A 17,435-nucleotide genomic window follows, 5' to 3' on the forward strand; every position below is an offset into this window, starting at 1 on the left:
ACGTATAATACAGACATGAAGAACTCTTTTTTTGCGGTCGATCTGGGTGCTACCAGCGGACGTACTATTTTAGGCTCCTTTTCGGATAAGGGATTGGAGCTGGAAGAGATAAATCGTTTTCCCAATCAGCTTATTGAAGTAAGAGGACATTACTATTGGGATATTTATGCTCTATACCAGTCTGTTATAGATGGACTGAAACTGGTGGCGAAACGGAATGTATCTATAACTTCTATTGGCATTGATACCTGGGGGGTTGATTTTGTTTGTGTAGGTAAAGACGGACATTTGCTGCGTCAGCCTTATGCTTATCGTGACCCTCATACGGATGGAGCGCCGGAAGCTCTCTTTACCCGCGTTCCCCGCAGCCGGGTGTATAGTTTGACAGGCATTCAAGTGATGAATTTTAATTCTTTGTTTCAACTTGATACGCTGCGTGGCAATAGTGACAGTGCGTTGGCTGTTGCCGATAAAATATTATTTATTCCGGATGCTTTGAGTTATATGTTGACAGGCGAAATGGTGACAGAATACACTATCGCCAGTACGGCACAGTTGGTCAATGCCCAAACCCGGAAGTTAGAGCCGGAATTGTTGAAAGTGGTCGGACTGACTGAAGAACATTTTGGACGCTTTGTTTATCCGGGTGAACAAGTAGGAGTGTTGACAAAAGAGATACAGAAACTCACTGGTCTGGGAGCTATTCCGGTTATCGCTGTAGCAGGACATGATACTGCTTCTGCTGTAGCTGCCGTTCCGGCGTTGAATCGTAACTTTGCTTATTTAAGTAGTGGTACGTGGTCACTGATGGGAGTAGAAACAGATGCTCCGGTAATCACAGAAGAGACAGAACGGTTGAACTTCACCAATGAAGGTGGAGTAGCAGGTACGATTCGTCTGTTGAAAAACATATGTGGTATGTGGCTACTCGAGCGTTGTCGTACAGGTTGGGAAAACATTTCTTATCCGGAATTGATAGCTGAAGCCGAGAAAGCTGAACCTTTTCGTAGTCTGATTAATCCGGATGACGCTTGTTTTGCCAATCCTGCTGATATGCAGGAGGCGATTTGTCGGTACTGTGCAGAAACCAATCAGCCTGTACCGGAAACACGCGGACAAATTGTACGTTGTATTTTTGAGAGTCTGGCGCTTCGCTATCGTCAGGTATTGGATAATCTACGTAATTTGTCTCCTATGCCTATAGAGACGCTTCATGTAATAGGCGGAGGAAGCCGGAATGAGCTATTGAATCAGTTTACTGCCAATGCAATCGGGATTCCGGTTATAGCCGGTCCTTCGGAGGCTACTGCCATTGGAAATGTTATGATACAGGCTATGACAGCAGGTGAGGCGGAAGATATTAAAGGAATGCGACAACTTATTCACAACTCTATTCCTTTGAAAACTTATAAACCGCAAAATTCAGAGAATTGGGATACGGCTTATATTCACTTTAAACATATAATATCATGAAAGAAGAATTGATTAAAAAAGCTTATGACGTAGCTGTTGAACGTTATGCGGCTGTGGGGGTTGATGCTAATAAAGCTCTTGAGGATTTACAGAAAATTTCATTGTCTTTACATTGCTGGCAGGCAGATGATGTGGCTGGCTTCGAATCAAACGGATCATTGAGCGGAGGTATCCAGGCTACTGGTAATTATCCGGGTAAAGCACGTAATATAGAGGAAGTTAGACAAGATATTCTGAAAGCTGCTTCATATATACCTGGTACACACCGTCTGAATTTGCACGAAATCTATGGTGATTTTGGAGGACAGTTTGTAGACCGTGATCAGGTAGAACCGAAACATTTTGAAAGTTGGATACAGTGGGGAGCAGAACATGGAATGAAATTGGATTTCAATTCTACCTCTTTCTCTCATCCAAAAAGTGGAAACCTTTCCTTGTCAAATCCGGACAAAGAAATTCGTGACTTCTGGATAGAGCATACTAAGCGTTGTCGTGCTATAGCTGAGGAGATGGGTAAACGCCAGGGTGATCCTTGTATTATGAATTTGTGGGTACACGATGGTAGTAAAGATATTACTGTGAATCGTTTACGTTATCGTGAATTGCTGAAAGATTCTCTGGATCAGATTTTTGCCATTGACTATAAGCATATGAAGGACTGTATTGAATCAAAAGTATTTGGTATTGGCCTAGAGAGTTATACGGTAGGCTCTAATGACTTCTATATTGGTTACGGGGCAAGTCGTAATAAAATGGTAACATTGGATACCGGTCATTTCCATCCTACTGAGAGTGTAGCCGACAAGATTTCGTCTTTGCTGCTTTACACACCCGAAATTATGTTGCATGTTAGTCGTCCTGTTCGTTGGGATAGTGATCATGTGACTATCATGAACGATGAAACATTGGATCTGGCAAAAGAAGTTGTACGTTGCAATGCACTTGATCGTGTACATATCGGTCTGGACTACTTTGATGCCAGCATTAACCGTATCGGAGCATATGTTATTGGTAGCCGTGCCACACAGAAATGTTTTCTGCAAGGTTTACTTGAACCGATTGCTAAACTTCGTGAATACGAAGCTGACGATAAATTATTTCAGCGCCTTGCTCTGCTCGAAGAATCGAAATCACTTCCGTGGAATGCTGTTTGGGATATGTTCTGTCTGAAGAATAATGTTCCTGTAGGTGAAGATTTTATCGCAGAAATAGAGAAATACGAGGTAGAAGTAACTTCAAAAAGAGGGGCGTAGTGAATTAGTGGTTAGTGATAAGTGATGAGTGATTAGCGGGTTTCGCTGTTACTTATCACTTATCACTCGTCACTTATTTATCGCTAATCGCTAATTACTAATCAACTAATCACTAATATACATGAATACACTGATAGGACTCATTATTATTGCCATTGGAAGCTTCGGACAGAGTAGCTCGTATGTGCCTATAAATAAAGTAAAAAACTGGTCTTGGGAAAGTTTTTGGCTGGTGCAGGGGATTTTTGCATGGCTTTTATTTCCTTTGTTAGGGGCTTTATTGGCTGTTCCTGGGGGAAGTAGCCTTATTGAGTTATGGGCCTCAGGAGGAGCTCTTCCTGCTATTATCTACGGGGTGTTGTGGGGTGTTGGAGGACTTACGTTCGGACTTAGTATGCGTTATCTTGGTATAGCTCTCGGGCAGAGTATTGCGTTAGGGACTTGTGCCGGCTTCGGTACTCTTTTCCCTGCTATTTTTGCCGGAAAGGATTTGTTTCATGGTGATGGATTGATGTTGCTTATTGGGGTCTGTATCACGTTAGCCGGTATTGCGGTAATCGGTTATGCCGGTAGTTTACGTTCCAAAAATATGACTGAGGAAGAGAAAAAAGTGGCCGTAAAGGACTTTGCATTAACTAAAGGTCTGTTGGTCGCTTTACTGGCAGGTGTAATGAGTGCTTGTTTTGCCCTCGGGCTGGATGCGGGAACTCCTATTAAAGAAGCAGCTCTTAACGGTGGTGTAGAAGCTCTGTATGCAGGGCTGCCTGTTATCTTCCTTGTTACTTTTGGTGGTTTCTGCACTAATGCTGCATATTGTATTCAACAGAATATTAAAAACAAAACGGGTAAAGAATATTTCTCTGTTAAAGGAGGTCAGTTGATTAATAATTTGTTATTTTGTGCATTGGCTGGAGTACTATGGTATTCTCAGTTCTTTGGTTTGGAAATGGGAAAGAGTTTTCTGGTAGATAGTCCTGTTTTGCTGGCATTCTCCTGGAGTATCCTGATGTCTTTAAATGTTACTTTCAGTAATGTTTGGGGGATTATTCTCAAAGAATGGAAAGGGGCAAGCTGTTCAACAATCGGGACATTGATTTTAGGGTTGGCGATACTCATCTCTTCCATTATAGTGGTTGCTATGGCACAAGTCTAAAGGAATTTACGATTTTATTATTTACTATTTACGATTGAAAAATGTCTGTAACCAATAATAAATCAGGTAACTTCAATCGTCAAATCGTAAATCGTCAAATCGTAAATCATTTTGTTTTTTAATCGTAAATCGTTAAATCGTAAATAATAAAGATGAAATCAATTTTAGAAAATCGTCCGGCTCTTACAAATGAAGTGAACAAAGCCGCTGAGGTAGCCGGATACCTCTGGCAAAAAGGATGGGCCGAACGTAATGGTGGTAATATCGTAGTGAATATTACTGAATTTGTTGATGATGAAATCCGCGCTCTGGCTCCTATTAGTGAAGTGAAGGCTATTGGTACTGTACTTCCTTATTTGAAGGGGTGTTATTTTTATTGCAAAGGAACCAACAAGCGTATGCGTGATTTGGCTCGTTGGCCAATGGAACACGGTTCTGTCATTCGTATTCTCGATGATTGTGCCAGCTATGTCATTATAGCCGACCAACCTGTACAACCGACTTCTGAACTTCCGTCACATTTGTGCATGCACAATTATCTGATTAGTAAAGGATCTACCTATAAAGCATCTCTTCATACGCATCCTATTGAGCTAATTGCTATGACGCATCATGAACCTTTCCTGAAGAAGGACGTGCTGACCAATCTGCTTTGGAGTATGATACCCGAAACAAAGGCTTTCTGTCCGCGTGGTTTGGGTATTATTCCGTATGCATTGCCAAGCTCTGTAGCATTGGCTGAGGCCACAATTAAAGAGTTAGACGATTATGATGTAGTGATGTGGGAAAAACATGGTGCCTGTGCTGTTGGTGAAGATATTATGGATGCGTTTGATCAGATTGATGTATTAAGCAAATCGGCTCAGATCTATATTAATGCACGTAATATGGGCTTTGTTCCTGATGGTATGAGTCAGGAACAAATGCGTGAAATGACAACAGCGTTCAATTTACCTAAATAATCATCAAAGCAGTTATATCCATGAAACGAATCTTTATATCTTGTGCTCTTTTCTTGTGTACTATTTCTCTTTCCGCTCAGACTAAAATGAGTGCAAAAGAGGCTGCTGTGAAAATTGCCGATCGGATACTTGATAGTACTACGTACGAATTTAAGAACACCAAGACTGGAGAGGTTTACAAATCTGTAAAAAAACTTCCTCTGTCAATGGATGTGAAAGTGGCTTGTAAATACAATAACTGGCACTACACGAATGGGGTCACTAATATCGCATTGATGGAACTTGCCGATAAAGTAGGCGACCAGAAATATGACAAGTATGTATTGAAGAATATGAATTTTGTCTTCAATGAAGGTAATCTTGATTTTTTCCGTCGCCAGTATGATCAAGCTTTCAAAGAAGGAGGTTGGAATGCGATTCGCAAATTAAGCTGGCATATGATTTTCCGTGCTAAACGTTTGGATGATAATGGGCCGATGGGTGCCAGTTTGATTGATTTACAGATGCGTCACCCTAATGAGGCCTTTCTTAACTATGTGAATGAGACGGCAGATCATTTGAATTATGCCGAGCCTCGCCTGGTAGATGGAACGATTGCCCGTCTTTGGCCGCATGTCAATACAATCTGGGCAGATGACGCTTTCATGGCTATCTCTTTCCTGGCCCGTATGGGGAAAATGACTGGTGATGAAAAGTATTTCAATGATGCTGCCAATCAGGTGCTGAACTACACCCGTTATTTGTGGTGTCCGGAAAAGAATATCTATTATCATTGTTACCATACCGATAACAAGGAACATGGCGTTGCTCATTGGAGTCGTGCCAATGGATGGGTATTTATGGCACAGGCCGATTTGCTTAGCATGATGCCGAAAGATCATCCGATGCGTGAGGCGGTTATTGAGAATTTCCGTAAACAGGCCAGCGGTGTCGCCCGTTATCAGGGGAAAAATGGTTTGTGGCATCAGTTGCTTGATAAAGAAGATTCGTACGAAGAGATCACTGGGACAGCCATGTTTGTTTTTGGTATTGCCCGTGGTGTAAAAGAAGGTTGGTTACATCCTGACTTTATTTATGTAGCAGAGCAGGGTTTGAAAGGCATGATGAAGAAGATAACGGATGAGGGAGATGTGACTGCTATTTGTGTAGGTACAGGTATTATGCCTTCTATCTCTTATTATTACAATCGTCCAACTCAAGAGAATGATCCGATGGGGGAAGGCCCCGTACTTCGTGCGTTGATTGAAATGATTGATGCACCGAAATATTCTGAAATAAAGGCGGAAGAGCAGTACGATAAAATAGTATTGAAAAAGTAATATATATTTTAAATAAATAGCTTTTTACTTTTTTATTTATTACCCTCTTTTATAAGTGTAATATACTTATAAGAAGGGGGTAGTATTGTATTTATTAATTATTGTTTGTTGTGTTGTTCTGGTTTTGAATTTAGTGTCTGTATGGTGATAATCAAAATTTATATCTAAAGTGCCAAAAACAATAATATGTTCTTTTCTCTCATTGCCTATTTTTGCCTCGTCATTTAATATATAATAATATGAAAAACTTTACTTCAATCGTGGGAACCTTTGCTTTGGCTCTTTTTCCTCTCTTGCCTGTGACGGCACAGTCTGTTACCGAACCACAATTAGCTTTTCCAGGTGCAGAAGGATTTGGTCGTTATGCTGTTGGTGGTCGTTATGGCGAGGTTTACCACGTGACTAACCTGAATGATTCGGGTGAAGGTTCTTTGCGTGATGCAGTGAGCCAACCTAATCGAATTGTGGTTTTCGATGTGTCGGGTGTAATCCATGCCAAATCAGTTATTCCTTTTGCTAAGAATTTGACTATTGCAGCTCAGACAGCTCCCGGAAATGGTATTGTGATCTATGGAAATCGTGTCTCTTTTTCGGGAGCAGATAATATTATCTGCCGTTATCTGCGAGTACGTTATGGTTATGAGGAATCTCCGGGTGGATATGTAGATGCAGCTGGAGTTGCTTTTGGTTCAAATATGATTTTTGATCATTTGTCGGTGACCTGGGGTACTGATGAATGTTTCTCCATCAATGGTGACTCTAAACGTCCGGATGATCAGCCCCGTAATATCACTATTCAGAACTCAATTATGGGTCAGGGGTTGTGGGACCACTCTTGCGGTGGCTTGATGCAGACCTCTGATGAGAATGGTATTACACTTTTCCGTAACCTCTATATTGATAACAAAACACGTAATAATAAAGTGAAAGGGCTTAATCAGTTCGTTAATAATGTAATCTATAACTGGGGTGATGGTGGTGCTTATATTATGGGGGATACAGATGCGGCTTCACTTGCTGATATTCAGAATAATTATTTTATTGAAGGTAAGAGTGAACGCTATCTGGTACGTTATAATGGAGGGACTCCTGAAAATCCCGTTACCCAGTCTTTTAGACCGACTGTCCCTTTTACACGTGCTAAACCTGCTTTTGTAACTTATTTTGCAGGTAATTACTTTGACAATAACAGAGATGGTAAGTTGGATGGACGTTTATTGACACGTGAGGATTGTAACCGTTATCAACCAGACAGTGCTATCCCTGAAGGAGGTCAGCAACTTACACCTACATTTTTGGATGGACCCTCAGAGAAACATCCGGTAATTGGTGCTAAGATGACGGCTGAAGAAGCTTATCATTGGGTTGTTAGTAACGTAGGAGCGACTCTTCCTGTACGTGATGAGGTGGATGCATATATGATTGATGAATTGACGTCTTTAGGTACTAAAGGGCAGATAATAGATACGGAAATGTCATTGCCGACCCGTGGCCCAGGTGAAATCTTGAGAGGCGTAAAACTTCCGGATACTGATAATGACGGTATACCTGATGCTTGGGAGGAGCAGAATGGTCTCGACAAGAATGATCCGACAGACGCTATGAAGATTGCAGCTAACGGTTATGCCAATATCGAAAATTACATTAATAGTATTGATGCACCGATGCCTTTCTTGGCATGCCCTTCAACGATGGAAGCAACAGCGGATCATACTACTATTACACTTTCCTGGAAAGATTATTCAGATGAAGAAGAGGGTTATATATTAGAGCAACGTGATGCACAGGGTACCTTTGCAGAAGTGGCAAAATTACCGGTTAATACTACTTCTCATACTGTTTCAGATCTGACACCGGGCGTACTGTGTGCATTCCGTCTTAAGGCTTATAATACTACAACGGAGTCGGTATATTCCGATGTGTTGGAAGTAGCAACAAAGCGCTTGCTTGTAGCACCTGATCAATGTATTGAACCGTCTCCGGAGATAGATGCTATCCTTTCTTTTAATGCTTCGAAAGATATCACACTTTCCTGGAAGAACGAAACGCATCCTGATAATGGTGTTACTACTTATAAGGTATATGCCGGTACAGAAAAGAATAAATTGGAATGTATCTCTGGTGCAGAAGCACAGGAAGCTACTTCATTAACATTGAAAGCTGATCCTTCAAAGACTTATTATTGGCGTGTTGATGCTCTTAATGTGAAAAACGAAGTAACAACAGGTACAGTTTGGAGTTTCATTACTCAAACATTGGATGCAAAAGAACCGGTCATGTATTTATCATTAGACGGGACATTAAAGAATTTTGCGGATGTTGCTGGAGCAAAGGATGCCGAATTGGTTGAATTGGAGCCAACTTACGTAGCAGGAAAAAATGAACAGGGACTTTTGTTGGAAAACGTGGTGACCGGCTCTTGTATCTCTGTACCCTATTATGAAAGAATGAAATTTGAAGGGGGGAGTGGTACGGCAGACCCGGCAGCTTCGTTCTCTGTATCTATGTGGGTGAAGTCTGATGGTTCTTGTCCCGTAGATGGAAAAGGATTCTTATTCCATAAAGGTACATTTAAAGATAGTAAAGGCAAGGCAAGATGGTGCGGTGCGGAAATACGTAACAATGAACTTTACTTTGCGGTTAGTCAGAACGGAACAAAGCATGAGATAAAGTTGGTATCGGGTGATGCATTCAAAAATATCTTTAATAATGAGTGGCATCATTTAGTATTTGTACGTAGCCATGAGGAACAGGCATTGATTGCTTATTGTGATGGCAAACTCTTGGGAAAAAGAGATTCCAATCGTGCTTATATGAATTCTGAAGTGGGCATTGTTTTTGGTAATGTGATGGAAAAACTCAATGAACCGTTTGCTGGAACATTAGACGAACTTAAGCTGTTCCGTGGAACTTTAATGGCAGAGGAAGTTGCCAATCTGTTTGAAACAGGAAATACAGCAGGTATTCCTACCAGTATCAACCAGGAACTCGCTATAAACAGTGAACTGGGCATTTATCCTTCTCCGTTCTTCAATCACTTTTATATAGTAGTTCCGCAAGAAGAGGTTTCGGTTAAGATATGCCTGTACGATGCTTCCGGTCGGCTGGCATTATCCCGTGAAGTAAAGGCTGATAATGGTACAGCTTACATCGGTGAGTTGAATGGATTGGCTGGCGGTATTTATGTTGTGTCTGTAGAAACTTCTACAGGTGTAATAACTAAGACAGCTTTGAAAAAATGACACACTTTACTTCGTTGGTTTACTTTAGGCTATTTTTTAACGGAATTTCTGCTAAGTACTTAAAAACGGAATGATAATTCGGTAGGTACATTATTTGTATTACTCTTTGCGAAAATCTGTATTGATCCTATGTATCAAGAATAATCATTGATTGTTGTATCTCCTCATAGGGGAAGGGCAATATTCTACAGGAAAGCAGATTGATCTTGGTAGGATATTTAGTGTTTTAAGATATAAAATGTACTCCGGTATAAAACAAAGTATACCCTAATAGATTGACAATCATTTTATTTTTTTTGATGTCGTTATACTTTTACCTTCCTTCCCTCACGCTATGTATCTTCTGCATATTGTATGTTTTATCATAGTGTGAGGGATGTTGCAAAATAACTGCCAAATGTAACTTTCTCCCTTCTCTGTGTAGGAAGCATAACTTTTAAATTAAATTGTATTAGAACTACCTATTCCGGCATAAAACAATTTTTGTTGTTGAAAATTCATTAAGAAGTTTTAGATAGTTTGCTATCTTTCTTCTTAATTTTAAATCATAAAAATCAATTTTTGTATCAATTCAGCCAAAATTTACATGGTTCCGTGTTCGATAACTGCGTATTTTTGCATCGGTGTTAATATATTAATATTGAACTGTTGTTAAACTAATAATTTAAAAACTATGAGAAAGAATACTTTTCTTAGTGTAGCGCTTTTAGCAGCGTCTGTATCAATTGTCAATGCACAGGAACTTATTTGGCAAAATTCGTATGGGACAGGTGTTTGGGGAGTTTCATCGTCAGAGTGGGGAAAAGATTACGGAGGTGGTTTTTTGCTTCCTAACGGATGGGATAATGGTTCTACGGCTATTTTTAATGGCGGAGGCCACTTTAAGGATGCTGATGGGAATGATGTGAATACAGAAACCATTAAGTTAACCGGTGAAATGGAAGTGGCTGATATAAAGGTAAGTGGAGATAAGAATTACTCTATTTCTTATCAGGCAGAAAAGACTACTGATAAGATTGTTGGTGAAGGTACTCTTTTGAAAGAGGGTAGTGGAAATTTTATTTTAAATGTTCTCAATGAATTGAAAGGTGGAACGGTGGTACGTGGCGGATGTGTTATTATGGAAAAAGCTGATTCCCCTAATGCGTTTGGTCGTAAAGTTTCACTGGAAGGTGGAGGTATAGGTATGGCTATAAGCGATAATAAGAATACCCTCAAATTTTCTGCTGCGTCAATTGTAGTCCCAGATAAAAGCACAGGAGCTATAACAGCCGGACGTTATGTATATTTATTAAATGAATTTGGCGGTAAAGGTCAACTGACTATCTACTCCGGTGGTGAACGTGTAGGTTTTACAGAAGATTTTGCAGGGAAAACAAATATGGCAGGGTTGACAGGTTTTGAAGGTGAATTGTTGGTAGGTGCTAATAACAATGAAGCTCTTTCACCCGGATATAAAGCTGTATTCTTGAATACTACAAAGAAATTTGATGATTTTGTTGCAGCTGGAAACTTTAGCGGAGATTTATATGGAGTAGATTCTACATTTGTGTACACGAAAGTTACTTTGCTGGAAGGAGCTGGATTTACAAGTGGTAGTGGAAACCGTTGCTATGCAATCGGCGAATTGAATGCAGAAGAAGGCGGATGGCTTGGTGGATATGTGAAGAATTCAACTTCTCCGGATATTACTTATGCTGTGGGTTATTCTAATACAGATGTAACAACACCGGTCGCTATCTTTGATCCCGGAAAAAAATCGTATAACTGGGTTCGTCTGATAAAGACAGGTACAGGAACCTATACTTTTACTCATGTGAATGAAAGTCCGGCTGCTGTATTCAAGGGCTTGTTCGTAAACTCTGGGCGTGCTTATATTAATATTCCTGTTACTGAAACTGGAGTGGCATTAGATAGAGTAACAAAAGCTCCTGCTGCCATGACTATTTATGCTAATGCAGTTGGTGGTGGTAACGGGCGTCTTGTAGGTGGTATAGCTGTAGAAGGTGGTAAACTTGAAGTAGGCTATATGGGTATTGGCGAACTGGTATTGGCTGATATTAATGGTGAAACTCAGAAATCTCCGTTAACGGTAAAAGATGGGGGGATAGTTGAATTTGAACTTGCCTCTGCAACAAGTTATGATAAACTGACTACAAATAATGTAGCTACATTCAACGGCAACAAGATTATTGTGAAAGCAGCTGAATCTTTTGATATAAAGAATGGTGATACATTTACTATTTTAGATGCTGCGGTTGTCTCTGCAGGTGATACTTATGAGATTGAATATCAGGGATTCCCGGCCGGACTTACGTTTACTGCTGAAAGACAAGAATATCAGTCTGGTACAAAAATAGAGGGTGAAGGTGAAGAAGCTACGGAGGTTCCGGTAATGGGCTACAAAATTATACTGACTGCTAACGGATCAGGTACAGGTACTGGCATTGAAGTAGCCGAAACAGCTGAAGAAGTAGTGGTTTATGCACAAGATGGTAGTATTGTGGTGAACGGTGTCGATGTTGAGAATGTTGTAGTAGTGAATAATCAAGGTATACCGGTTGCCAACTCCAACTCAACTGTTGTTCCAATGAATGCTATGGAGGGTTTGTATATTGTAAAAATTAAAACATCTAAGGGGATAGTTGTTAAAAAGATTGTTTTATAAACACTTTGTTTAAAAGGAAAAGAAGAGAGACGGTTTCGATAAGAAGAACCGTTTTTCTCTTCTTAATTCTGATATTTATTCTTAATTGCCTTTAAAAATTAATCTTACTACGTACTATTGAGAGATATTTGATTTCTTTCCTGCGTAACCTTCAAATAAATGATAAAACTATGTTGTATAAGAAACTTATTACTACATTGCTCCTCCCACTCTGTATGGGAACAATGTATGCACAACAGTTGGCCTTTCCTGGTGCTGAAGGCTATGGACGTTTTGCCAAAGGGGCAAGAGCTAGTGAATCTCCGGAAATATACCATGTAACCAATCTTGATGATTCAGGTAAAGGTTCCTTACGTGATGCTGTAAGTCACCCCAATCGCATTATCGTATTTGATGTGGCAGGAGTGATAAAATTGAAATCTCGTCTGGTATTTTCAAAGAATCTTACAATTGCCGGACAAACGGCTCCAGGAGAAGGAGTGGTGGTTTATGGTAATGGAGTTTCTTTTTCTGCTGCCGAGAATATCATTGTTCGTTATTTGCGTATACGAATGGGCATTGGCGGTACTAGTGGGGCCGATGCTGCGGGTATTGCTAATGGTGGTAATATGATATTTGATCATGTATCTGCTACATGGGGATTGGATGAGAATTTCTCAATAAATTGGGATAGTAAAGGTTTTGAACCTTATAATATTACTATTCAGAATTCTATCATTGGGCAAGGAATTATGGTACATGCATGCGGAGGTCTTATCCAGACAAATGGGGGAGTTACTTTGTATCGTAATCTTTATATTGATAATAAAACTCGTAATCCTAAAGTAAAAGGATTGAATCAGTTTGTCAATAATGTGGTTTATAATTGGGGAGAAGGTGGTGCCTATATTTTAGGAGATACGGAAGCCTCTTCATGGGGAGTTATTACTAATAATTACTTTATTAAAGGTCCGGTTGAAGGTACTAAGGCTTTTACGCGTGCAAAAGCAGCTTTTCAGGTTTACCAAAAAGGTAATATGATTGATTACAATAAGGATGGGATACTTAATGGATATGAGGCCACAGAAGATGATTATCGCCGTGATGCGTCCAATCCGGAAAGTGAGAATGTTACTTTTGTAAAATCGATTGATGAATTTGATTATTCGGACTATGATAGAAGAAAATTAGTCGATGGTGAGAAAGTAGTAGTTACAACGATACCAGAAAAACATCCTGTTATTGAAGGAGAAACAACAGCGGCTGAGGCTTATGATTGGATTATTAATAGGGTAGGAGCATCTTTACCGGTACGTGATGAAGCTGATAATTATATGATTGATGAACTCCTATCATTAGGAACTAAAGGAGCTTTACTTAGTGGAGAATCAGAGTTGGGGCTTCCCAATGGGGTTGGAAATATTTTTGATGGTGAAAAAATGTTGGATACCGATAATGATGGTATGCCCGACGTTTGGGAAGATGCCAATGGATTGGATAAAAATAACCCGAATGATGCTTTGTTAATGGCTGAAAATGGATATTTGAATATTGAGAATTATGTTAATAGTATTACGGCACCAATGCCATATGTTAAATATCCTACTAATTTGCAACTGACTTCTTTGAGCACAGACTATCTTTCATTTAAGTGGGTGAACAATGCTCCGGAATCTACTTCAGTAATTCTTGAGTATTCCATCGATAATAAAGATTTTACTTCAATTTCTTTAGCCCCCGGTACAACTACTCATAAATTGGAGTCCTTAGCTCCTAATACCACTTATTACATTCGCCTAAAAACAGTGAACGGGGAGAAGGAATCATTATATACTTCCACCCAGGAATTTGCTACACGTGGTGTTCCTGCACCTCCAATTGCTTCTGTTAATCCGATACCTGGAAACGAAACTACTATTACCGATTATACATCTGTTCGCCTTTCATGGGAGAACAAGACTGGTGCTTGGGCAGGAGCTCTTTCGTATACAGTATATTTAGGAAAATCTGTAGAGGATATGGATGTTGTGTTGACAGCATCTACTGCAAATGTAGTAACGGTTAACGTAGAGGCTGCCACTACTTATTATTGGCGCGTAGATGCAAAAAATCTGTTAGGGGATTGTAAAGGAGATGTGTGGAGTTTTACAACCGGAACAAAACCCGAGCGTGGTAAGGTTGCTTATTATTCTTTCAATGAAACAGAAGGTACTATACTTGAAAATATGTATGGTGAAAATGCTACTGCCAAAGATTTCACTCCACTATGGGTGAAAGGTATTCAAAATAATGCTGCGCAGTTTGATAAAGCGAATGCTGCTTTTGTACAGGAACATTATGATGCATTGACTTTGGGTAATGAATCATTTTCCATTGAATTGTGGTTTAAATCTGCAGGTGGATCTGTCGATTGGTATTTGCTCCATAAGGGAAGTCACGCTACTAATAGTTATGAGGGAGCTACTGGTAAATGGTTTGGTATTCAGTATCAGAAGAACAGTAAGAATGATCGTTTGACTTGGGCTGTTGACGATGATGTAACGAAGACAGATATCAATGTGACCGGGGCGACAACTAAATATTTTAATAATGAATGGGTACATTTAGTTTGTGTACGTGATGTGGAAGAAAAACAGCTAAAAATGTATGCTAATGGTATATTAGTAGCTTCCGGTGCTGATAAAACTGGAGATATTGGTACTATTGAGAGGATGGCAATAGGCAATTGTAACACAGCTTATGAGAATGGCTTTCAAGGATTAATGGATGAATTAACGATCTATAATGAAGCGTTAACAGCTGAAGAGGTAAGTGATCATTATAAACAAGGTACAAGTACTCATATTGAGAATATCATTACTCCAAATACAGGATGTGCTTATCCGATGCCTTTTGCAGATGATTTCTACATATCTGTAATGGGTGCCGAAGATTTGACAGCCCAGGTGTCTGTGATGAATACTGCTGGGCAAACTGTTTATCAGGCACAAGTAATAATTCAAGGAGGTATAGCACATGTGGCTAACGTCGGTTTTCTGCCTAAAGGATACTATGTTTATACGTTGAAAATTGATCAAAGGATATTGGTTGGTAAAATTGTGAAATAATATAATTTAAGATGAAGAAATACTTTCTGATAGGTCTTTTCTTTTGTTCGCTGGCGGCATGTCAGTCGGAAATGGATAAGTACTATGAAATTCCTGATTGGTTGAAAGGGAATGCTTATGAAGTAATGAAAGATAAGGGGACATTCTCTACTTTCATGAGAGCTGTAGAGCGAAGTAGTTATGCTGATCTTGTAAAAGGGAAAGGTATTGTGACTGTTATGGCACCTACTGATGAGGCTTTTACTGCCTATCTGTCTAAACATAATTATAGCTCGATAGATGATATTCCGGAAGTGGAACTGAATAAATTAGTAGGATATCATCTGGTGTATTATTCTTATAGCAAACGTGATTTTCTGTTTTATAATCCGAATGGTGTAGATAATGAAATACAGAAGCCTGGTCATTACTTTAAATTCAGGACAAAGAGCCGTGATGCTATTTCTACGGTAGTGGATCGTGCGAACAATGACGTTGTACGTAAAATAATGCATAAAGAACGTTTTATTCCGATCATTTCGGAATATTCTTTGAGCAGTATTAGTGCATCCCAAAAAGAAGATTATGAAACGATGTTTCCGGGATCGGTTTATACAGGTGGAACCGGAAGCTTCAATGTAGCTAATGCATCTGTTATCGGAGATGAAGTGGTGACGGATAATGGTTATTTATATACCATAAATCAAGTGATTGAGCCATTGGAAACGATTTATGCAGAGATGAATAAGGAGAATTCGGATTACACACAGTTTGCCAAGATGTATGATCGTTTTGTGGTTTATCAGTATGATGAGGATGCAACAAGAGATTATGGTAATGGGGATTCTCTATTTGTACATTCACACAACATATTACCACCTATTGCATGTGAATGGACGAACTTTTACAATTTATCTACACCAGATTATGCTCAAATGAATTATTTGACAAGTGTTTCATATGCAGTACTTGCTCCTGATAATAAATCTATTAATCAATTCTTCCAGAAGTACTGGTCTGCTTCATTTAGTTCATTAGAGGAAGTGAATTTTGTGCCACTCTATCATTTTATGAATGAGCATGCTATCAGATATGGTGGTGGTATGATTGGAGCTTATGCTTTGGGAAGTTATATTGTCAATAATGACATCTGGGATGACCACCAATTAGCAATGCCTACTGATGTGAAAGTATGTTCAAATGGTATTTTAGGAGGAATGAAAGATAATGTGATAACTCCTGAAGTATTTGAAACACCTATTGCACCGGCGCTTTGCAATAAAGATTACAATGTGTTTGCATTACTATGTCATAAAGGCTCTCTTTTTGATATATTTAGTAAATCACTGGATAAAGACTTTGATGTGTTTTTCCCTACCGATGAAATGTTATTGGGTAGTGAATATAATGGTGATTACATTCAGTATTTGAAAGGGAATCCTTATATCATTACTGATGAACAGGTACAAGTAGCTAACAGTACCGATGGGACAATGAGTAATGCTACAACTTCTCAGGCGAAAGCCATTGCCGGTGCACATATTGCGGATGGTATTATGGCTCAAAAGGGAGAAACAGAAATGATATATTCAACTTATAATGATTATGAATATCTCTATCGTAAGGGGAATAAAATATATTCTTCAGCTACCTGGAATTCAGAAAGATTTGATAATGAGGTTTCTGTAGCGGAAATAGAGCTAATCAAGAGTTATAACATGGGAAATGCGTATGCATTGAAAGGTGATAAAGGAACTACCTCGTTAATAGCTGACCAGAGTAATTTTAAGGATCGTGTAAAACAGATTAAAGGCACAAATGATTATTCGGGCTTCGGTATATATTTAGGAATGGCCTCTGTAGATGATACGGAACCGGCTTTTAATTTCCTGCAAGGTAATCGTTTTATTGTATTTGTATCAACACAGGCATCTGTTTTAGCTGATCTTATAGGAAGTAATCCTAAATTTGATCGACAGGCTCCTCAGGAGGAGAGAGATATGTTTGTAAAAAGTCTTTTTGTCGATATGTCAGCCAGTGGTTTGGTTGATTATCCGTTTGCAACCACTGGTAAAAATACAGAGAAAGTCTTAACTACATTTGGCACTAAAACAGTGAATGGTAAGAAAGAAAATATAACAATTACGCTTATTAATAAAGCGGATGGCTCGATGAAACTAAGAGACAGCAAAGGAAATGAAGTAAATGTGACTTCTTATTTTCCTTATATCTATGCTGATGGTGCAGCTTATGTAATAGACGGCGTATTGGATTTATTGAATTAATATAGAATAAAGAAA

At 39.3% G+C, this 17,435-nt stretch carries 9 protein-coding genes; all 9 read left to right on the forward strand.

Annotated features, from left to right (window positions below; translation table 11 throughout):
- Nucleotides 1-15: 15 nt before the first annotated feature.
- The 9 genes from rhaB (at nucleotide 16) to K8P02_RS21040 (ending at nucleotide 17,420) form a co-directional block, all read left to right on the forward strand.
- The gene (gene rhaB, locus K8P02_RS21000; RefSeq protein WP_007483728.1) at nucleotides 16-1,473 is read left to right on the forward strand and encodes a rhamnulokinase; all 1,458 of its coding nucleotides are present in this window, start codon (nucleotides 16-18) and stop codon (nucleotides 1,471-1,473) included.
- Complete coding sequence (locus tag K8P02_RS21005) at nucleotides 1,467-2,726, forward strand: L-rhamnose isomerase (protein WP_182416605.1); 1,260 nt, start codon at nucleotides 1,467-1,469, stop codon at nucleotides 2,724-2,726. Before rhaB ends, K8P02_RS21005 begins: the two co-directional genes overlap by 7 nt.
- A gap of 121 nt (nucleotides 2,727-2,847) precedes the next feature.
- The gene (gene rhaT / locus K8P02_RS21010) at nucleotides 2,848-3,879 is read left to right on the forward strand and encodes an L-rhamnose/proton symporter RhaT (protein ID WP_025866761.1); all 1,032 of its coding nucleotides are present in this window, start codon (nucleotides 2,848-2,850) and stop codon (nucleotides 3,877-3,879) included.
- A 152-nt stretch (nucleotides 3,880-4,031) separates the two neighbouring features.
- Nucleotides 4,032-4,841 (forward strand): rhamnulose-1-phosphate aldolase, encoded by an 810-nt coding sequence (gene rhaD / locus K8P02_RS21015; RefSeq protein WP_002559058.1) that lies wholly within the window; start codon nucleotides 4,032-4,034, stop codon nucleotides 4,839-4,841.
- A 20-nt stretch (nucleotides 4,842-4,861) separates the two neighbouring features.
- Nucleotides 4,862-6,160, forward strand: a complete 1,299-nt coding sequence (locus K8P02_RS21020) for a glycoside hydrolase family 88/105 protein (protein WP_025866762.1) — start codon at nucleotides 4,862-4,864, stop codon at nucleotides 6,158-6,160.
- Nucleotides 6,161-6,399: 239 nt separating this feature from the next.
- Nucleotides 6,400-9,402 (forward strand): LamG-like jellyroll fold domain-containing protein, encoded by a 3,003-nt coding sequence (locus tag K8P02_RS21025; protein ID WP_223381787.1) that lies wholly within the window; start codon nucleotides 6,400-6,402, stop codon nucleotides 9,400-9,402.
- A 673-nt stretch (nucleotides 9,403-10,075) separates the two neighbouring features.
- Nucleotides 10,076-12,070 (forward strand): hypothetical protein, encoded by a 1,995-nt coding sequence (locus tag K8P02_RS21030; protein ID WP_002559061.1) that lies wholly within the window; start codon nucleotides 10,076-10,078, stop codon nucleotides 12,068-12,070.
- 170 nt (nucleotides 12,071-12,240) lie between these two features.
- On the forward strand, nucleotides 12,241-15,156 hold the full coding sequence (locus tag K8P02_RS21035; protein ID WP_025866763.1) for a LamG-like jellyroll fold domain-containing protein: 2,916 nt from the start codon (nucleotides 12,241-12,243) through the stop codon (nucleotides 15,154-15,156).
- An 11-nt stretch (nucleotides 15,157-15,167) separates the two neighbouring features.
- Complete coding sequence (locus tag K8P02_RS21040) at nucleotides 15,168-17,420, forward strand: fasciclin domain-containing protein (RefSeq protein WP_122201006.1); 2,253 nt, start codon at nucleotides 15,168-15,170, stop codon at nucleotides 17,418-17,420.
- The last annotated feature ends 15 nt before the right edge of the window (nucleotides 17,421-17,435 follow it).

It is taken from the genome of Bacteroides nordii (assembly GCF_019930665.1).
Lineage (GTDB): Bacteria > Bacteroidota > Bacteroidia > Bacteroidales > Bacteroidaceae > Bacteroides > Bacteroides nordii.